The organism is Flavihumibacter stibioxidans (assembly GCF_014332695.1).
GTDB classification, from domain to species: Bacteria; Bacteroidota; Bacteroidia; order Chitinophagales; family Chitinophagaceae; genus Flavihumibacter; species Flavihumibacter stibioxidans.
Map to the genome: position 1 here is coordinate 67,249 of NZ_MBUA01000029.1, position 17,464 is coordinate 84,712.

At 50.5% G+C, this 17,464-nt stretch carries 14 protein-coding genes; 8 read left to right on the forward strand and 6 right to left on the reverse strand.

The features are described 5' to 3' along the window. Positions 1-8: 8 nt before the first annotated feature. Positions 9-3,176, forward strand: a complete 3,168-nt coding sequence (locus tag BC349_RS17185; RefSeq protein WP_187258023.1) for an efflux RND transporter permease subunit — start codon at positions 9-11, stop codon at positions 3,174-3,176. 79 nt (positions 3,177-3,255) lie between these two features. Here the strand turns inward: BC349_RS17185 and BC349_RS17190 are convergent, their stop codons facing one another. Continuing rightward, positions 3,256-4,542 (reverse strand): cystathionine gamma-synthase family protein, encoded by a 1,287-nt coding sequence (locus tag BC349_RS17190; protein WP_187258024.1) that lies wholly within the window; start codon positions 4,540-4,542, stop codon positions 3,256-3,258. A gap of 151 nt (positions 4,543-4,693) precedes the next feature. Here BC349_RS17190 and BC349_RS17195 point away from each other — a divergent pair, with 151 nt between their 5' ends. Further along, positions 4,694-5,164 carry an Lrp/AsnC family transcriptional regulator gene (locus tag BC349_RS17195; RefSeq protein WP_187258025.1) on the forward strand — a complete coding sequence of 157 codons (471 nt, stop codon included), beginning with the start codon at positions 4,694-4,696 and terminating at the stop codon, positions 5,162-5,164. A gap of 38 nt (positions 5,165-5,202) precedes the next feature. Here BC349_RS17195 and BC349_RS17200 read toward each other — a convergent pair whose 3' ends face one another. Then, the gene (locus tag BC349_RS17200; RefSeq protein WP_246457029.1) at positions 5,203-8,313 is read right to left on the reverse strand and encodes a DEAD/DEAH box helicase; all 3,111 of its coding nucleotides are present in this window, start codon (positions 8,311-8,313) and stop codon (positions 5,203-5,205) included. A 249-nt stretch (positions 8,314-8,562) separates the two neighbouring features. Here BC349_RS17200 and BC349_RS17205 point away from each other — a divergent pair, with 249 nt between their 5' ends. Beyond that, a complete protein-coding gene (locus BC349_RS17205; protein ID WP_187258026.1) occupies positions 8,563-9,819 on the forward strand; it encodes a pyridoxal phosphate-dependent aminotransferase in 1,257 nt (418 codons plus the stop codon). A 60-nt stretch (positions 9,820-9,879) separates the two neighbouring features. On the opposite strand, the gene BC349_RS17210 is transcribed toward BC349_RS17205, so the two are convergent. Continuing rightward, the gene (locus tag BC349_RS17210; RefSeq protein WP_187258027.1) at positions 9,880-10,125 is read right to left on the reverse strand and encodes a hypothetical protein; all 246 of its coding nucleotides are present in this window, start codon (positions 10,123-10,125) and stop codon (positions 9,880-9,882) included. A gap of 190 nt (positions 10,126-10,315) precedes the next feature. Here BC349_RS17210 and BC349_RS17215 point away from each other — a divergent pair, with 190 nt between their 5' ends. Next, positions 10,316-11,359, forward strand: a complete 1,044-nt coding sequence (locus BC349_RS17215; protein WP_187258028.1) for a glycosyltransferase — start codon at positions 10,316-10,318, stop codon at positions 11,357-11,359. Positions 11,360-11,406: 47 nt separating this feature from the next. Next, positions 11,407-12,297 carry a DMT family transporter gene (locus BC349_RS17220; protein ID WP_187258029.1) on the forward strand — a complete coding sequence of 297 codons (891 nt, stop codon included), beginning with the start codon at positions 11,407-11,409 and terminating at the stop codon, positions 12,295-12,297. Between the two features lie 48 nt (positions 12,298-12,345). On the opposite strand, the gene BC349_RS17225 is transcribed toward BC349_RS17220, so the two are convergent. Both BC349_RS17225 and BC349_RS17230 read right to left on the reverse strand, forming a co-directional pair. Continuing rightward, positions 12,346-12,834, reverse strand: a complete 489-nt coding sequence (locus tag BC349_RS17225; protein ID WP_187258030.1) for a SixA phosphatase family protein — start codon at positions 12,832-12,834, stop codon at positions 12,346-12,348. A 198-nt stretch (positions 12,835-13,032) separates the two neighbouring features. Beyond that, positions 13,033-14,880, reverse strand: a complete 1,848-nt coding sequence (locus BC349_RS17230; protein ID WP_187258031.1) for an amidophosphoribosyltransferase — start codon at positions 14,878-14,880, stop codon at positions 13,033-13,035. Between the two features lie 77 nt (positions 14,881-14,957). Here BC349_RS17230 and BC349_RS17235 point away from each other — a divergent pair, with 77 nt between their 5' ends. Beyond that, the gene (locus BC349_RS17235) at positions 14,958-16,055 is read left to right on the forward strand and encodes a hypothetical protein (protein WP_187258032.1); all 1,098 of its coding nucleotides are present in this window, start codon (positions 14,958-14,960) and stop codon (positions 16,053-16,055) included. Between the two features lie 13 nt (positions 16,056-16,068). On the opposite strand, the gene BC349_RS17240 is transcribed toward BC349_RS17235, so the two are convergent. Then, on the reverse strand, positions 16,069-16,518 hold the full coding sequence (locus BC349_RS17240) for a hypothetical protein (protein ID WP_187258033.1): 450 nt from the start codon (positions 16,516-16,518) through the stop codon (positions 16,069-16,071). Between the two features lie 77 nt (positions 16,519-16,595). Between BC349_RS17240 and BC349_RS17245 the strand changes: the two genes are divergently transcribed. Together BC349_RS17245 and BC349_RS17250 are read left to right on the forward strand one after the other, a co-directional pair. Continuing rightward, a complete protein-coding gene (locus BC349_RS17245) occupies positions 16,596-17,069 on the forward strand; it encodes a hypothetical protein (RefSeq protein ID WP_187258034.1) in 474 nt (157 codons plus the stop codon). Positions 17,070-17,100: 31 nt separating this feature from the next. Beyond that, positions 17,101-17,439 (forward strand): DUF3127 domain-containing protein, encoded by a 339-nt coding sequence (locus BC349_RS17250; protein WP_187258035.1) that lies wholly within the window; start codon positions 17,101-17,103, stop codon positions 17,437-17,439. The last annotated feature ends 25 nt before the right edge of the window (positions 17,440-17,464 follow it).

Here is a 17,464-nt window from a genome sequence, read left to right on the forward strand (position 1 = left end):
AGGATTATATGAAGATCACAGAAATATCGATTAAACGACCAACCGTGGTGGTGGTGCTGTTTACAGTGCTGACACTGCTGGGATGGCTTAGTTATAAAAGTCTCAATTACGAATTACTTCCCAAGTTCTCACCACCCATCGTAACCATCGCCACCGTTTACCCGGGTGCCTCTCCCGGCGAGGTAGAGAACACCGTAACCAAAAAGGTAGAAGATGCGGTGGCATCTATGGAAAAGATCAAAAAGCTCACAGCACGTTCTGTGGAAGGCCTCAGCCTGGTTACAGTGGAACTGAACAACGATGCCGACGTGGATATATCCATGCAGGACGCACAGCGTAAAGTCAACAGCATCCTGAGTGAATTACCGGATGATGTGAAAACTCCTTCCCTGAACAAGTTCTCCCTGGATGACCTGCCCATCATGACCCTTTCCGCCACTGCAAAGATGGATGGCAAGGAATTGTACGACCTGCTGGACAATAAGATTGCACCCGGACTGTCACGCATCAACGGCGTGGCACAGATCTCACTGATAGGGGGAACCGAAAGGGAGATCAGGGTTGATATCAATGCCGAAAAACTGGCAGCCTATAATCTCTCTGTATTACAGGTGAGGCAGGCTATCCAGCAATCCAACCTTGATTTTCCCACGGGAAAGGTGAAGAGCGAGAACAACCAGGTGCTGATCCGACTGGCGGGAAAATTCACTTCGGTTGATGCTCTCCGTGAGGCTGTCATAAGCACCAGTTCGGCCGGCGCACCGATCCGCCTGAAGGACGTGGCGGATGTACAGGAATCCGTAAAGGAATCCACCCGTCTGGCCCGTGTTGACCAGCAGTCAGCGGTGATCATGATGATCCAGAAACAAACGGACGCCAATGCCGTTAACGTGAGCAGGGAAGTCAGAAGCAGCCTGGAAAAACTGGAAAAGGAATATGCCTCCGGCGAACTGAAGATCAATGTGGCCAACGATACCACACTGTTCACACTGGAAGCGGCCGATGCCGTTATTCATGACCTGTTCCTGGCCGTTATACTGGTGGCAGCGGTGATGTTGCTCTTCCTGCACAGCATCAGGAACGCGCTGATCGTTATGGTAACCATCCCGGCATCCCTGATCGCCACATTTATAGGCATGAAACTAATGGGATTCTCCCTGAACCTCATGTCCCTGATGGGACTCTCCCTGGTGGTGGGTATCCTGGTGGATGATGCGATCGTGGTCCTGGAAAACATCCAGCGACACATGGAAATGGGTAAGAACCGTGTGCGTGCCGCTTTTGAAGGAGTAAAGGAAATCGGCTTCACCGTTACTTCCATTACCCTGGTAATTGTAGTGGTATTCCTTCCGATTTCACTGACCAATGAACTGGTATCAAATATCCTGCGCGAATTCGCGGTAGTGGTAATGATCTCTACCTTGCTCAGCCTGCTGGCATCCTTTACCCTGGTACCCTGGCTGGCATCACGTTTCGGGAAGCTGGAACATATTACAGGCAAAACATTTTTCGGCCGTTTCGTGATCGGTTTTGAAAAGCTGATGGACCGCTTCACACAGTGGATCACCGGTATCCTGAATTGGGCACTGGACCACAAAGCCATTACATTGGGAGTGGTGATGGTCCTGCTGGTTTCATCTTTTATGCTGGTGGGCAAAGGATATATCGGCGGTGAATTCATTTCCAAGGGCGACCGTGGTGAATTCATTGTACAGATTGAATCACCCAAGGATGCTTCTGTTGAACAATCCAATTTCGCCACCCAAAAAGCAGAAGAGTACCTGCGGAAAAATCCGGAGATCACTTCCCTGATCACCACCGTGGGACAGAGCAGTGAGGATGGATTCGGGGCCAGTAACGCCACGGCTTATAAGGCTGAGATCACTGTGAAACTCGTTCCCCTGAACCAGCGTAAGGATGCTTCCGATGTGTATGCAGCCAAAACAAAACTGGAGCTGGAAAAAGTGATCCCGGGTGTTAAGGTGAAAACCATCCCGATCAGTATCCTGGGAACGGCTGAACGCGCTCCGCTGGAAATTGTGGCTGTGGGCGCCGATTATGACAGTGTGATGGCCTATGCCAAATCCATCGAGCAGGTGGTAAAAGCAACTGCGGGCACCAAGGAAGTGAAGCTTTCCGTAGAGGAAGGAAATCCCGAGATCAACGTTTCGGTGGATCGTGACAAGATGGCTGCACTGGGCTTGACCATGGACCAGGTGGGCATGACCATGCAGACAGCATTTTCCGGAAACGATGACGCTAAATACCGTAAGGGGGCATACGAATATGATATCCGGGTGGGATTTGATGATTTCGACCGGAAGAACCTGGCCGACGTTGCTGAACTAACGTTCATCAATAGCCGTGGGCAACAGGTAAAACTCTACCAGTTTGCAACCATCAGTGAAAAATCCGGTCCCAGCCGTCTCGAACGCCGCGACAAAAACAGTTCTGTATCCGTACAGGGACAGGTAATCGGCAAATCTGTTGGTACGGTTTCCCAGGAGATCACTGCCCGGATTGACCAGTTACCGCGCCCCCAGGGTGTCAGCTATATCTGGGGTGGTGATATCGAAAACCAGGGAAATGCCTTCAGCACACTGGGAGTGGCACTGCTGATCTCCATTGTGATGGTTTACCTGATCATGGTGGCGCTGTACGACAACTATGTATATCCGTTAGTAGTGATGTTCTCGATTCCATTGTCCATCATCGGTGCCCTGCTGGCGCTGGCGTTGACCAATAATTCCCTGAATATCTTTACCATCCTGGGTATCATTATGCTGATCGGACTGGTGGCCAAGAACGCGATCATCCTGGTTGACTTTATCAACCAGTCCAAGGCGGAGGGGCACAGTACCCGCGATGCCCTGATCCTGGCCAACAATGCACGTTTGCGTCCGATCCTGATGACGACCATCGCGATGGTGATCGGTATGTTGCCCCTGGCGCTCGCTGCCAGTGCAGGTGCAAGCTTTAAGAACGGACTGGCCTGGGTGATCATCGGCGGATTGATCAGCTCTATGTTCCTGACCCTGATCGTCGTACCGGTTATCTACTACCTGGCCGATAAGTTCCTGGCCCGCATCAGCCGCAACAGGAAAAAGGAAAATATTGAAGCCTTACTCGTAGCCGATTGGGATCATACGGTACATGATGGCACAATTGGCAGCTAAGCCAGATTCGCAGAATTATACGCATAAAATAATGGGAGTCCCTTCGAGGACTCCCATTCACTATTCACCCATTCACTATTCACCTCTTTTCCTCCTTCACCATTGACCATTCACTATTCACCACCTCCAGCGCCTGCTCCAGGTCGGCAATCAGGTCCTCCACCCTTTCAACGCCCACGCTCAGGCGCACCAGGCCAGGTACAATTCCCAGGGCCAGTTTCTCCTCATCAGGCACATCTGCATGCGTCATAGTGCCCGGATGCTCAGCAAGACTTTCGGTTCCACCGAGGCTCACCGCCAGTTTGATATGGTGCAGGTGGTTCAGGAATCGAAATGCTCCTTTTTCTCCCCCTTTTATAATAAAACTGATCATGGCTCCGTTGCCCTTGCACTGCCGTTTAAAGATCGAGTACTGATCTCCGTGAGACTCATCAAGGTGGCCCAGGTATATCACTTTTATCACTTCGGGATGCTGAACCAGCCAGTCTGCAATCACTCTGGCATTGGCTTCAGCGGCATTCATACGCAGGCGAAGGGTCTCCAGGCTGCGCAACAGCAACCAGGCAGTATGCGGATCAGAATTGGTTCCCATCACCGTACGCATGCGTTTTACCGCGGTCATTAAAGAGGTATTACCCGCTGCAGATCCCGCGATCAGGTCACTGTGTCCGCCCAGGTATTTGGTGGCGCTGTACAAAACAATATCTGCCCCCAGTTGCAGGGGATGTTGCCAGATAGGACCCATATAGGTATTGTCTACCACGGTCAATACCTGCTTTTCGGCAGTTGAAAATTGCCTGGCAATATCAGCTGCCATGCGGATATCGATCAGGTCATTGGTAGGATTGGCGGGCGTTTCCACATAAACCATGCGCAGCCTGGCAGCATGTCCGCTGGCCTGCAACATGTCTATAATCTCATCCCGCTCCATATGTGGCCTGAAACCGATCACTTCCACACCGAATGCGGGTAAAATCTGGTGCACAAACTTGTGGGTGCCGCCATAGAGCGGGTTGCTGTAGAGTAAAACATCACCAGGCCGCAGGAAGGCCAGCAGGGTGGTGGAGATGGCGCTCATGCCACTAGAAAATACGGCAGCAGCTTCCGCTTCATCCCACAAACGAAGACGATTCTCCAGGATCTCGATACCCGGATTATTGATACGGCTGTAAATCAGCCCCATGGGTTCATTCTCATGTCCCGGCCGGCCCAGTGCCTTTTCAAAATATGACTTGCCGGCTTCGGCAGACGGAAATACAAAGGTGGATGTCTGGAACATCGGGCATTTCACCGCGCCTTCACTCCATTCTGGAAAATAGCCAAACCCCATCATGGCTGTTTCCGGTGCAATCTTTTCGGGTATCATATGCAAGAATTTGAATACAATATCCGGCAAGTGCGAACCTCAGGCAATGACATTTGTCACACCAGAAAACAAATCTCTTTTTACTGGATGACAGGTATATAATTAGAAATTATTGCTATTTAAACCTAATTTAATAGAAAATTTAACTGCTATGCATCCCGATAAAACCGATGCAATGATCCTGGAATTATTGCAACATGATGCCCGGCTGACCAATAAGGAGCTGGCCGACAAGCTGGGGAAAACCATCACCCCCATTTATGAAAGGGTGAAGCGGCTGGAAGCCGAGGGTTTTATAACCGGTTACCATGCCCATGTGGACCGCAATAAACTCGGGCGCAAACTGGTTGCCTTTACCAACGTTCAATTGAAACAGCATGCCCGTCAAAAACTGCTGGATTTTGAAAAATCAATTGTCCGCTTCGAAGAAGTGATGGAATGTTACCACATGACCGGCTTATACGATTACCTGCTGAAAATTGCGGTGGCCGACATGAACGCTTACCAGGACTTCATCGTAAACAAACTTGCCAAGCTGGCCGATATCGGTACGGTCCAAAGCAGTTTCATCATGACCGAAGTCAAACACGAAACCGCCTACAAAATTTCACCCGTCGGGTAGCACCCGTCGGGTGGCACCCGACGGGTGAACAGGTATCATCAGGAGAACAGATACCGCAGGTCGTCCTCGCTGAGTTGTTTGATAAACCCTTCGTCCTCGGTTATGAGGGCATCGGACAGGGATCGTTTCCGTTGCTGCAGCTCCACAATCTTCTCTTCAATACTGTCCTTGCAGATCATCTGGTAGGCAAATACGTTTTTCGTTTGCCCGATCCGGTAAGCCCGGTCAATGGCTTGCTGCTGCACCGCAGTATTCCACCAGGGATCCACCAGGAACACATAATCGGCCGCTGTGAGGGTCAGACCGGTATTTCCTGCCTTCAGGCTGATCAGAAAAATATTCACTTCATTACCCGGCTCCTGGAATTGCGCCACCAGCTCACTTCTCCGGGCCGGGGGCGTTTCACCGTCAAAATGGTAATAGGAGAGTCCCGCCCGCTGGCAGGCATCGCCCAACAAACGCAACATCCCTTTGAACTGGGAAAAGACCAGCACCTTATTGGTTCGCAGGTTATATTGTAATTCTTCCAGCAGCACTTCTGCCTTAACGGAGGACATACCCGCCCGACTGGAGGCCATCCCGGCCAAACCATCTCCCGAATCGCCACCATCTTTCAGCAATTGCGGTGCAGCACAGATCTGCCGCAACTTCTGCATTCCCTGCAGGATGGATAGCTTGCTTTTCCCTAACCCCTCATTCCTGATGTTCAGGAACAGGCTGTCCCGGATCTGCCCCCTTGTCTCCTCATACAATGCCTTCTGCTCCGGCCCCATTTCACACCAGAGTACCTGTTCGGTTTTAGGCGGCAGATCTGTTGCCACCTGCTGTTTGGTGCGACGAAGTACAAAGGGCGCGGTCAACTGCTGCAGCGCTTTGATCTTTTCCTCACTGTGCTCCCGGTCAATCGGATTGGCATATTCCTTCCTGAAAAATTCCGCGCCCCCAAACAAACCAGGTACCAGGAACTGCAACTGTGCATATAGGTCAAAAGTGTTGTTCATCACGGGCGTACCACTCAGGGCGATCTTCGCGCCTGCCTGCAACTGGTAAACCGCCCTTGTTACCTGGGCAGAAGGGTTCTTGATCGTATGGCTTTCATCCAGTACGGCTGTATCCCAATGCACTACCTGTAACTGGTCAAAATCGGATCGCAGGGTGCCATAGCTGGTAATCAACACAGCAGAACCCGAGTCAGCAAAAGCCTGCATATTCCTGGTATTGCCATGATATACATACGACTTCAGCGAAGGAGCGAATTTCTCCAGTTCCAGGCGCCAGTTATGCATCAGGCTGGCGGGACAAACAATGAGTGCCGGCGATTTCACCCGTCGGGTGGCACCCGACGGGTGAAGGGTCTCCGAAGGGAGGTCCGCACCCGGAGCACCCAGCCTGTGCGCTATAAAACAGATGGTCTGCAGGGTTTTACCGAGACCCATATCATCGGCCAGGCAGGCGCCCGCACCAATCTCGGACAGCAGGCAGATCCACTCAAACCCTTTTTGCTGGTAGGGCCTGAGATGGGCTTTCACGATCGAAGGCACCGGCACCAGGGCCTCTTCGCTTTGCTGCCATTGCTGCCAGCGCTTCCACCAGGCCGAATCAATTGCCCGTCTCGCCGCATCAGCCCCAAAATCCGAACCGTAACCAGAACCATTACCCACTCCGGCAGGAGATCCATTACCCATCGCCCCAACAGACCCATTACCCGTTCCCTTTACCGATTCACCCACCATATCCCCAACCGAACTGCCCGAAACCATTTCCTCCCCAGCCGGCCGCCCATCACCGCGCACCCTTTCCAGTCCCAGCAAAATCCACTGCGGCACCACCACTTCATTTTTAACTATCCTGCCATGCTTGATGATGGCACTGTACTGTGCCAGCCATTCCTCCGTCAGCACCGCAATGGAGTGATCCTTCAGCAGCAGGCTCTTAACACCAGCCAGCAATAATTTCTGCAGTTCAAACAAGGGCACATCTTCCTTTCCAAAGCGAAGGTTCATGTGAAGGTGCAGGTTGCTGCCAACGGTCCTGATCAGCCGAACCTCCGTTTCAGGCGCAAATGGCGAATACCTGAAATGACGCAGCATCTCCATGCCCAGTAACTCCACATTTTCTTCCAGCAGCCGATGGTACACTTTAAGGAACCAATGCTTTTTCTTCGCTTCCGCGAAAGGCAGGTTGAACACCCCGTTTAACTGCCTGGAAAAATTCGGGTGCAGTGATTGCAGCTGGTCGTGAAAGACCTGCTCCTTTTCGCGGTTTCGCTTCACCACATATACTTCACCGTTACGGGTAAACTCCTCGCTGTGCTGCCAGGGACCTTCCACCCAGAATCCATCGTAGTTCCAGCGCGGCGTAAGCATCAGGAAACTGCCGCTGATCTCGCTGAGGTAAATGGCATTTACCGGATCAACCTCCACTACCTGCCTGTTCAGCAGGGAGCCCATTTCGATTTCATACCGTTCCGATTCGAGTCGTTTCAGCACATGCTCTGAAAAACCCGGCGCATCATGTGCATATGCAGAAGGGTCATTGGCCGACAACCATTGAAGGGTCAGGTAATCGGGCATCGTCAGCAAAAAATATTCGCGCTCCAGCTGAAGGAAAAAATATTCGCGATGGAAATCTGCCAGTGGCCTCACTGTATCGCCTAACCGAATAAACACCTGTAACGACAAAGCTCCGTCTTCCTCACGGCAAACCTTAAACGAAACAGTCGGAACAAGATCAACCAGTACACATCCTCCAGTCAGGTGATTACCTGTCGTGGGGTTCACGGTCTGGTGATACCACCGCAACTCAGCGGTATGGGGCAATAACTGGCAAAAAAACTGGTGAACCTGCCGGATGAAGGAACGATCTATATATGCGGTTAGGGAAGTGCCGGCTTTTTGTCTGGCATGCGTGCGGGTCAGCTCTGCAATGGATTGTTTCAGGGCTTCATCACCCAATGCCACCAGGGCCTGCCGTGCCACGGAAGGCAAAAACCCGAAATATTTTTCCACAACCGCCGGCTCCAGCTGTTCGCGGGCATAATCCACCCCCCGCGGCCCCTTTGTGATATGGAATGCTTCCAGGGGCGACCAGCGCTGCCGCAGCCGGACAGGTTTAAGAAATAAGGCTGTCTTTTGATCCGGTTTCATCATAGAGGGCGCAAATATAAGCACCTCAGATCAGAGGCTTCTACCCAAATACGCTCACGCCGAATTCATTATGCACCTTCCGGATCTCTTCATCAGTTTGCCCCGCTCACTTACCCGCCGGCCTTCCAGTTTAAACAATATCGGCGGCAATACCCGGCGAAGCTGTTTGATGGTTCGCATACGATTTAAACCGGTAGAAAGGGAAATGGTTGCGGGAGGCATTCCGTACCTTTGCCCCGCTAAAAACTTGCTATGAAACTAAGTCAATTGTCTGAAACCCTCATCGGCTCCGAAATCGTGAAACTGGGTGGTGAGATCCGCGAAAAGATCCGGCAGGGGGAACAGATCTACAATTTTACCGTGGGAGATTTCGACCCGGCAGTGTTCCCGATCCCAAAGGAACTTGAAAACGAGATCGTTGAAGCCTACCGCCAGCATTTCACCAACTACCCCATCGCCGAAGGAAACCTTGATCTTCGAAACGAGATCGCCGCTTTTACCAGGGAATGGGAGGGACTCGATTACAAACCCGAAGAATTCCAGATTGCTGCAGGCGGCCGGCCACTGATCTATGCCTTGTTCCGCGCAGTGGTAGACCCCGGGGAGAAAGTGGTATACGCCGTACCTTCCTGGAACAACAACCACTATACCCATTTTGTAGAAGGAGAACATGTGGTGGTGGAAGCAGGTCCTGATACCAATTTCATGCCCCGTGCGGAAGACCTGGCACCCCACCTGAAAGGCGCCTCCCTCCTGGCACTTTGTTCGCCCCAGAATCCGACCGGTACGGTTTTCACCAAAGAAGAACTGGAAAAGATCTGCGACCTGGTGCTGGCAGAAAACGCATCCCGCGCAGAAGGGGATAAGAAACTGATTGTGATGTACGACCAGATGTACTGGCACCTCACTTATGGTGGCATACAACATTATAACCCTGTTTCCCTGAGGCCGGAAATGCGCCAATACACTGTTTTCATTGATGCCATCAGCAAGGTATTCGCCGCTACCGGGGTTAGGGTGGGATGGAGTTTCGGTCCTGCAATCCTCATCAGTAAAATGAAGGCAATCCTTACACACGTTGGGGCCTGGGCACCCATGGCAGAACAGAAAGCGCTGGCAAAATTCCTGCAACAGAAGGAAGCCATCCAGCAATACCTGTCGCATTTCAAATCAGAAGTGGAGACCAGGTTGCGCAGTATTTATGAGGGATTGATCGCCCTGAAGTCAGCCGGCTATAAGGTGGATGCCATCACTCCGCAGGCGGCCATCTACCTGACAATCAGGATCGACCTGGCAGGAAAAACAACTGCCGAAGGAAAACTGCTGGAAAATCAGGCGGATGTTACCAGCTACCTGCTCAACGAAGCAAGGCTGGCGGTGGTACCATTTTATGCATTTGGCGCTGCCAATACTTCGCCATGGTATCGCCTGAGTGTGGGAACCTGTAAAAAAGAAGACATAAAAGGTATGCTGGATAGCCTTGAAAAAGCGCTCAGCAAACTGCACTAGTTTGAGTGTACGTAAAAAGCCACCTATTATGGGTGGCTTTTATTTATTCACTTGCCGTGATTAATTCTTGTTATTGAGAAAAACGAAAGCAGGTTCTCCCGAAGAGATCAGTTTCATTATCTTCCAGGGGTCGTTGTAAACACGAAACTTATTACAGTCTATCGCCTCATATACAGTGGCAAAAGTATCCTGTGTCTCAACACTGATCAAGAGCTTGTTTAATTGAGCCAGCTCTTTTTCCATCGCCTCCTCATTGTTACGGGCGTGTTTTACAAGAACCAACAAATCCCTGTTTGGTGCTTTCATTTCATCAGATTTTAATAACCAACATAGCCTTTATTCATGTTGCATCCGCAGCCTTTGTTACTGAGCCTGCTGCCACTGCAGCTTGCGGCAACACTACTAATCATTATTACCAGAACGACGTATATCAGCGTCTTCTTCATACTTTAGATTTTCAATTTAAACTTATTTTCAGTAAAAAAAGTATTTAGGATTGAGCCAATTTTCAAATTTTCCTAAAATATTTTCACCCGGCACCCAGATACTGGTAGCTCCTCTTGACTGGGGATTAGGTCATGCAACAAGATGTATCCCACTAATCAGTCACCTGCTTAATAACCTGGATGCCAAAGTTTTAGTTGCCGCTGAAGGTCCACAAAAGGCAATCATTACGGAAGCTTTTCCCGGGATCAGGTTCCTTTCACCACCTCCTTACCATATAAAATATCACAAAAACCGAGCCGCAACCATAGCCGGTTTGGTGCTTTCAATACCCCGGATCGTTCGTATTATCCGCCGGGAAGCGGCCTGGTTAAAGGATGTTGTCGACACCGAAAGAATCGAGGCCGTCATCAGTGACAACCGGTATGGACTGAGCCATCCGGCCATTCCTTCATTCCTGGTTACACACCAGCTGATGGTAAAAACCCCGTTTGGTGCCTGGGCCGACAGGCTGGTGCAACGCTCCCTGTATCAATGGATCAACCGGTTCACGGAATGCTGGGTTCCTGATTTCGAATCGGGGCAGGGCCTTGCCGGTGAACTTTCCCATCCTTCCACCATGCCGGGCATTCCCGTAAAATATCTCGGTCCGCTCAGCCGCCTGAGCAATCGTGTACCCAACGGAGAGACCCGGCTCCTGGTACTGCTCTCTGGTCCCGAGCCGCAACGCACCCTGCTTGAAAAAGAAGTCATCCGCCAGTGGAACGCAAATCCGGGACAATCCATGGTTCTGGTCAGAGGCCTGCCAGATAGTGGCGGAGGCTTTTTAAAATTGCCGGAAATACCCAATGCAACCATTTACAATCATTTACCGGCGGATAAGCTTTCACAGGAAGTGGCCAATGCCCAAAGCATCCTTTGCCGCAGCGGCTACAGCACCATCATGGACCTTCTGCCCCTTGGAAAGAGGTGTTTTATGGTTCCCACACCCGGACAAACCGAGCAGGAATACCTGGCCGGATGGTTGTCTTCCCAGGGTAAGATAACCGCCATCCGCCAGGACCGGCTTAACCTGTCTGACATCCTGCATACCTGAGAATACCCATCTGCCTTCTCTTTCCCCCCTATCTTTGCGCAAAAAATTTGAAGCGCGATCTTCAACCCCACCTGGCCGTGCTGGCTGCGAATCTTTTTTTCGGCATCAATTTCAGTGCGGTCCAGCACATCACCAGGGGGTTTATCCCTGCATTCGGACTGAACCTGGTACGGGTAGGCATCAGCGTGATACTCTTCTGGCTGCTGCTGGTAATTTATCCCTCCAAAGCAGGTATCCGGAAAGAACATATCCCCCGTTTCCTGCTTTGCGCACTGACCGGGGTGGTCATCAACCAGTTGCTGTTCATCAAGGGACTCTCGTTGACACTAAGTATCCATGCGGCTTTGCTGATACTGGTTACCCCCATTTTCATCAGTTTTGTGGCAGCCTGGCTCGATAAGGAGGCAATTACGACCTGGAAGGTTTTTGGCCTGGGCCTGGGAATTGGCGGTGCCATTTTATTGGTAACCGGAAAGGACCCATCCGGTAAAGCCACCAATATCTGGCTGGGTAATATCCTGATCATCATCAACGCCATTTCCTATGCTTTCTACTTTGCACTGGTAAAACCGCTGATGCAGGAATACCGTCCCACCCATGTATTGCGCTGGGTGTTTACATTGGGACTGCCCTTTATGTTTTTCTTTGGCTGGAATGAACTGCAGCAGGTTCAATGGGATCTGTTCGCTGCCAGGGAATGGTTGGCACTGACCCTGATCGTGCTGGGAGCAACCTTTTTTGCCTACCTGTTCAACCTCTACGGTATCAGTAAACTGGGTGCGGGCATCACCGGCACCTACATCTACACCCAGCCGGTTTTCGCCACTTTTATTGCAGTCATTTTCCTGGGGGAAAAACTCACCATTATAAAGATTGCCGCGGCCCTGCTCATCTTCACCGGGGTCTGGCTGGTGGGGAGAAAAAGGCAACCCGTCTGACGCGCGTCTGACGTACGTCAGACGTATGTCAGACGCGCGTCAGACGCATTAAAGCTTTGGAGCATCGAAAAACAGGAATTTCTTTTCAGCGGTGGCAAAATCTTTCCAGAATTCAGCATCTATGCGGACAGCAAAAATGCCACAGGTGGGCATATCGTCAATACGGGTTTCAGTCAGTTGATTCACGAAGGCTGAGATACCCGGGTTGTGGCCGAAGAGGGCAACAGAATCATACTGGTCATCCAGAGCAGAGACCACTTCAAAATATGTATGGGCCGCACCGTGGTACAACTGTTCGCGAAGAATCAGCTCCTCCGCCGGACGTCCGTAGGTTTTGATGAAATGGCTGGCAGTCTGTAAAGCCCTCTTTGCAGTAGAGGTGACAAAAGCATCAATCTGATACTTTTTTTTAAGCAGGCGCTGCGCCATTTCCGGCGCATTGCGCTGCCCACGATCATTCAAAGGTCGATCAAAATCATTTAAGGTTAAGTCACCCCAGCTGCTCTTGGCATGCCTTACAACATATAAGGTTTTCATGCCATAAAGTTAGCGGGCTTTGTGATTCATTAACCGTTTTGCAAGGGGTACGAAGCGAGATAATTTAAACAGGCCTGTTTAATTGGTCTCTCATAGGTTGAAATTAAAAACGGTCGGTCGCTATTTTGCATCAAAAACATTGCCAAACGAGCCTTTGGACTGCATTTTAATGCCAAAGCCCGAAACTGTTGACTGGAATCAATATCCTCTTTCGTTTTTCCCTTCCATATAGTTCAGGAAAGCCTGGTTTACCACCCTGTTCCCTCCGGGTGTAGGGTAGTTACCGGTGAAATACCAGTCGCCCGTATTGGTCGGACAGGCCGAGTGCAATGATTCAATGGTCTGGAATATCACTTCTACCTCGAAATCGATATCAGAAGGGGTTATCAGTTCTGCCACCTTGGCGGCAATTTCCTCTGCACTGAAGGGATGGTATATCTCCTTCACCAGGTTTTTGGTGTGCAGCTGTCCCATCCGCGCCAACTCCCTGCATTCTGCCTGAAGGCGACTCAACAGGTCGTCCATCCCCCTTTCCTTAATCAGCGCAATAGCTGCCCTGAAAGCAATGAAATCGCCCAGTTTGCTCATGTCAATGCCGTAGCAATCAGGGTACCTGATCTGAGGAGCGGAGGATACCACGATGATTTTCTTCGGTTTCAGCCTGGCCAGCATCCGCACAATACTTTCTTTCAGGGTAGTACCCCGAACAATCGAATCGTCAATCACCACCAGCGTGTCCTGCCCGGGAACAACTGTTCCGTAGGTGATGTCGTACACGTGCTGAACCATTTCGTTCCGGCTGGAATCTTCCGTAATGAAAGTGCGCATCTTCACATCCTTGATGGCGATCTTCTCCATCCTGATCTTCCGGTTGATCATCTCCGTCAGTTTCTCCTCATCGAAGTCATTGCCCCAGGAGAGAATACGCTGGATCTTGATCTGGTTCATATAATCCTCCATGCCCTTAACCATGCCATAAAAGGCAACTTCCGCGGTATTTGGAATGAAGGAGAAGATGGTATTCTTGAGATTGTAATCAATGGATTTCAGTACCCTGTCGCGCAGGTTATAACCGAGCTGGCTGCGCTCGCGGTATATCTTCTCATCGTTGCCCCTGGAAAAATAGATCCTTTCAAAGCTGCAGGCCCTGCGTTCCTGTGGCTCCAGTATCTGCTCAACAGCATAGCTGCCATCAGACTTCACAATAAGTGCCTGTCCGGGCATCAATTCCTTCACTTCGTTTTCACCCACGTTAAAACTGGTACGGATGGCAGCCCTTTCGGATGCGGCCACTATCACGTCATCAGAAATATAATAATAAGAGGGCCTGATGCCATGTGCATCACGCATCACAAAACTGTCGCCATTTCCAACAAGTCCGCCGATATGGTAACCGCCATCAAACAGTTTTGCTGATTTCCGCAGAACTGTTGCCAAATCAGGATTTCCGGGCGTCAGTTCATCTTCCATTACCAGGAAATGGTGGACCACTTCCATCATAGCGGCGAGGTCACTCTGGCGCTGGAATACTCCCGGATCGATGTTGACGAGTCCGAATAACTCTTCCGTATTAACCAGGTTGAAATTCCCTGCCAATGCAAGGTTGCGCGACTGGATCGTATGCCGCTTTATAAATGGATGACAGAATTCAACATTGTTCTTCCCCTGGGTTCCATAACGCAGGTGCCCCAGAAGCAGTTCTCCCAGGAAACGAACATGTCCTTTCAGGAGACCGGGGTGATTCCGGATATCGGGCTGGTATTTCTCCAGATCCGCTATTTCCTCCCCTACCTGGCTGAACAGGTCTGCGATGGCCCTGGTTTCAATACTGCGCATGCGGTGCAGGAAGGGATAACCCGGTTCCACATTGAGTTTTACCGATGCAATACCGGCTCCGTCCTGGCCTCGGTTATGCTGTTTTTCCATCAGCAGGTAGAGCTTGTTCAGCCCATACATAACTGACCCATACTGCTGCTGGTAATAAGAAAATGGCTTGCGTAAACGAATGAATGCTAAACCGCATTCGTGTTTGATAGCGTCGCTCATGGAAAGAATTGAGGCGCAAAGTTAGTAAAATTTGGCGTCTGCCTTTTTCGTAACTTTCTTAAAGTAACGATAATCCCTTGCGACCGATTACCATTCTGGTCTTCCTTGTTCTGCAAATCCTGCCTTCGGGTTCCAGGACCCTGGCCGGGCTTTCGCCTGACAACACTTCACAAGCGAAGGAGGTAAAACCCTTATTTCAATCTGAAGAGCCTATTGAACTGGTACTCAGCGCATATATTGATAAACTCTGGAAAGACAGGGGAGAAGACCCGCAGTATCACCCTGTGGCCATCGGGTTGCGCGACAGCTCCGGACAAGCTATCTCCCTGCCCGCCAGGGCCCGTGTCAGGGGCAATTTCCGGAAACAGAAAAACGTCTGTATCAATCCCCCCATCTTGTTGAACCTTGATAAGGAAGCAAAGAAAAAGGGGACCATCATGGCCGGACAAAACAAGCTCAAGCTGGTATTGCCCTGCAGGGGTGAGGAGCTGGTGATGCGGGAATACCTGCTGTACCGGGTATATCAATTGCTCACCCCTCTCAGCCTGCGCGCAAGACTCACCAGGGTGGTTTTGGTTGACAGCGCCACCGGCTCCGTCCGGAATACCCTCACCGGAATGTTATTGGAGCCCCCGGAACAGGCCGCTGCCAGGAATGGCCTGATTGCCATCGACCAGAACGGACTCAGGGCGGAATACCTGGCCCCTTCTGATTTTCACCTCATGGCTGTTTTTCAGTTCTTTGCGGCCAATACCGACTGGGGCATACAATTCCAGCACAATATTGAACTGGTTGCCCCTGCAGTTGACTTTCCCGTAATTCCGATTCCATACGATTTTGATATGAGCGGAATGGTAAATGCCCCCTACGCAATGCCACCGGAAAACCTAGACCTGCCATCGGTGCGGGTGCGGCGATACCGGGGATATTGCCTGGACTCCCTGGCCCTACTGCAACCGGCTATCCGCCTGTTCAATGAAAAGCGGCAGGAGATCGAATCCCTGTACAGGCAAAGCCCAGGATTATCTGAGCAGTACCGAAAGAAAACCCTTGATTTTATTGACGATTTTTATAAGGTTATCAATACGCCCAAAAAGGCATTCAATGCATTTAATTATCCCTGCCTTGAAGCCAAATCGGGGAATGTGATCATCAAGGGTATGAAGGAAAACTAACCGTATCAGGCACTTACCTGGAAAGGACCAGGTAAATACTCAGAAGGGAGAGGGCAAAACTGAGAAGTGAAATGCCAAAACTCCACCAATAGGTAACAATCCGGTAACGGGTAAAGCGCAACCTGGCCAATCGAAGTTCCTCTTTCAGGTCATGCTCCTGTGATTGTTCCGGCAGGTGTTCATGGTGATGTTCCTTGATTTTGTGCTCGTTTCCCCGGAGGAATTCCTGGTAGCCGCCTTTTACAATCCAGAACCTGCCAAAATTGGTTATGCTCAGCATGGTCCGATGCGGATCAGAATAATGTACAAGTTTTTCTTCGACCAACTGGTCGCCGAGTGATTTGGCAGCAGCAAAAACCTCCTCATTGCCCGGCCAGTTGCCGGCCACATAATCATACAGGGGAATGGTGGTATTATCATAAACCCCCTGCAATAATTGATGAAGGACCTGCTCCCGGTTCATATATGTTATTATTCCTCTGAATGTACGAAATCCGGGGTTTATTCAGTAATTTCTACATATACCTAAAACCTATTTATATGAAAAGTAGAAAGATTCTCCGGTTGCTAGTATTACCACTGGCCACATTGATCATTACTGGCAGTTCCTGTAACAAGGATGATGATGAACCGGCGAAGACAAAAACCGAGTTACTCACCAGCGGAGCCTGGAAAATGTCTGCCCATACGGTGAATCCGGCACAGGACCTGGATGGTGATGGCCAGTCAGATGATTCCGATGTATTTGCCACCTACGATGCCTGCGACAAGGATGACCTTACTAGTTTTTCCACAAATGGATCGGGCATTATATCGGAGGGAGCCACCAAATGTGACCCGAGTGATCCAGCCTCTTACCCGTTCACCTGGCAATGGAGCAATAACGAAACCGTGCTGAGCCTGCTTGGAGAGGATTTCACCCTGATTGAGCTTACCAGCTCCACCCTTAAAGTCAGTTTCAGCTATTCAGATGCCGGAAGCACTTATACGGAGACATTGACTTTTACACACTAAAGTTTTTCCCTTTCTTTGCCCAAAAAGAAACATGGATACGAGTGGAAAAATTATCCAGCTGCTGGGAGTGCAGACCGGACAGGGTAAAAACGGAACCTGGAAAAAGCAGGAATTCATTCTTGAAACAGCCGATGCCTATCCGAAAAAAATATGTATCGCTGTCTGGGGCGATAAAATTGACATGAGCCAGTTCCGGATTGGTGATTCGGTACAGGTATCTTTTGATGTGGAAAGCCGCGAATACAATGGCAGGTGGTATACTGATGTGAAAGCATGGAAAGTGGTTTCAGGCGCTAATGCCGGCGGCGCGCCAGCCCCTGAATTCAACGGTCCGATTGACCCGGTGCACGATGATGATCTTCCGTTTTAGGGGGAGGCGGTTGACGTTTGATGGG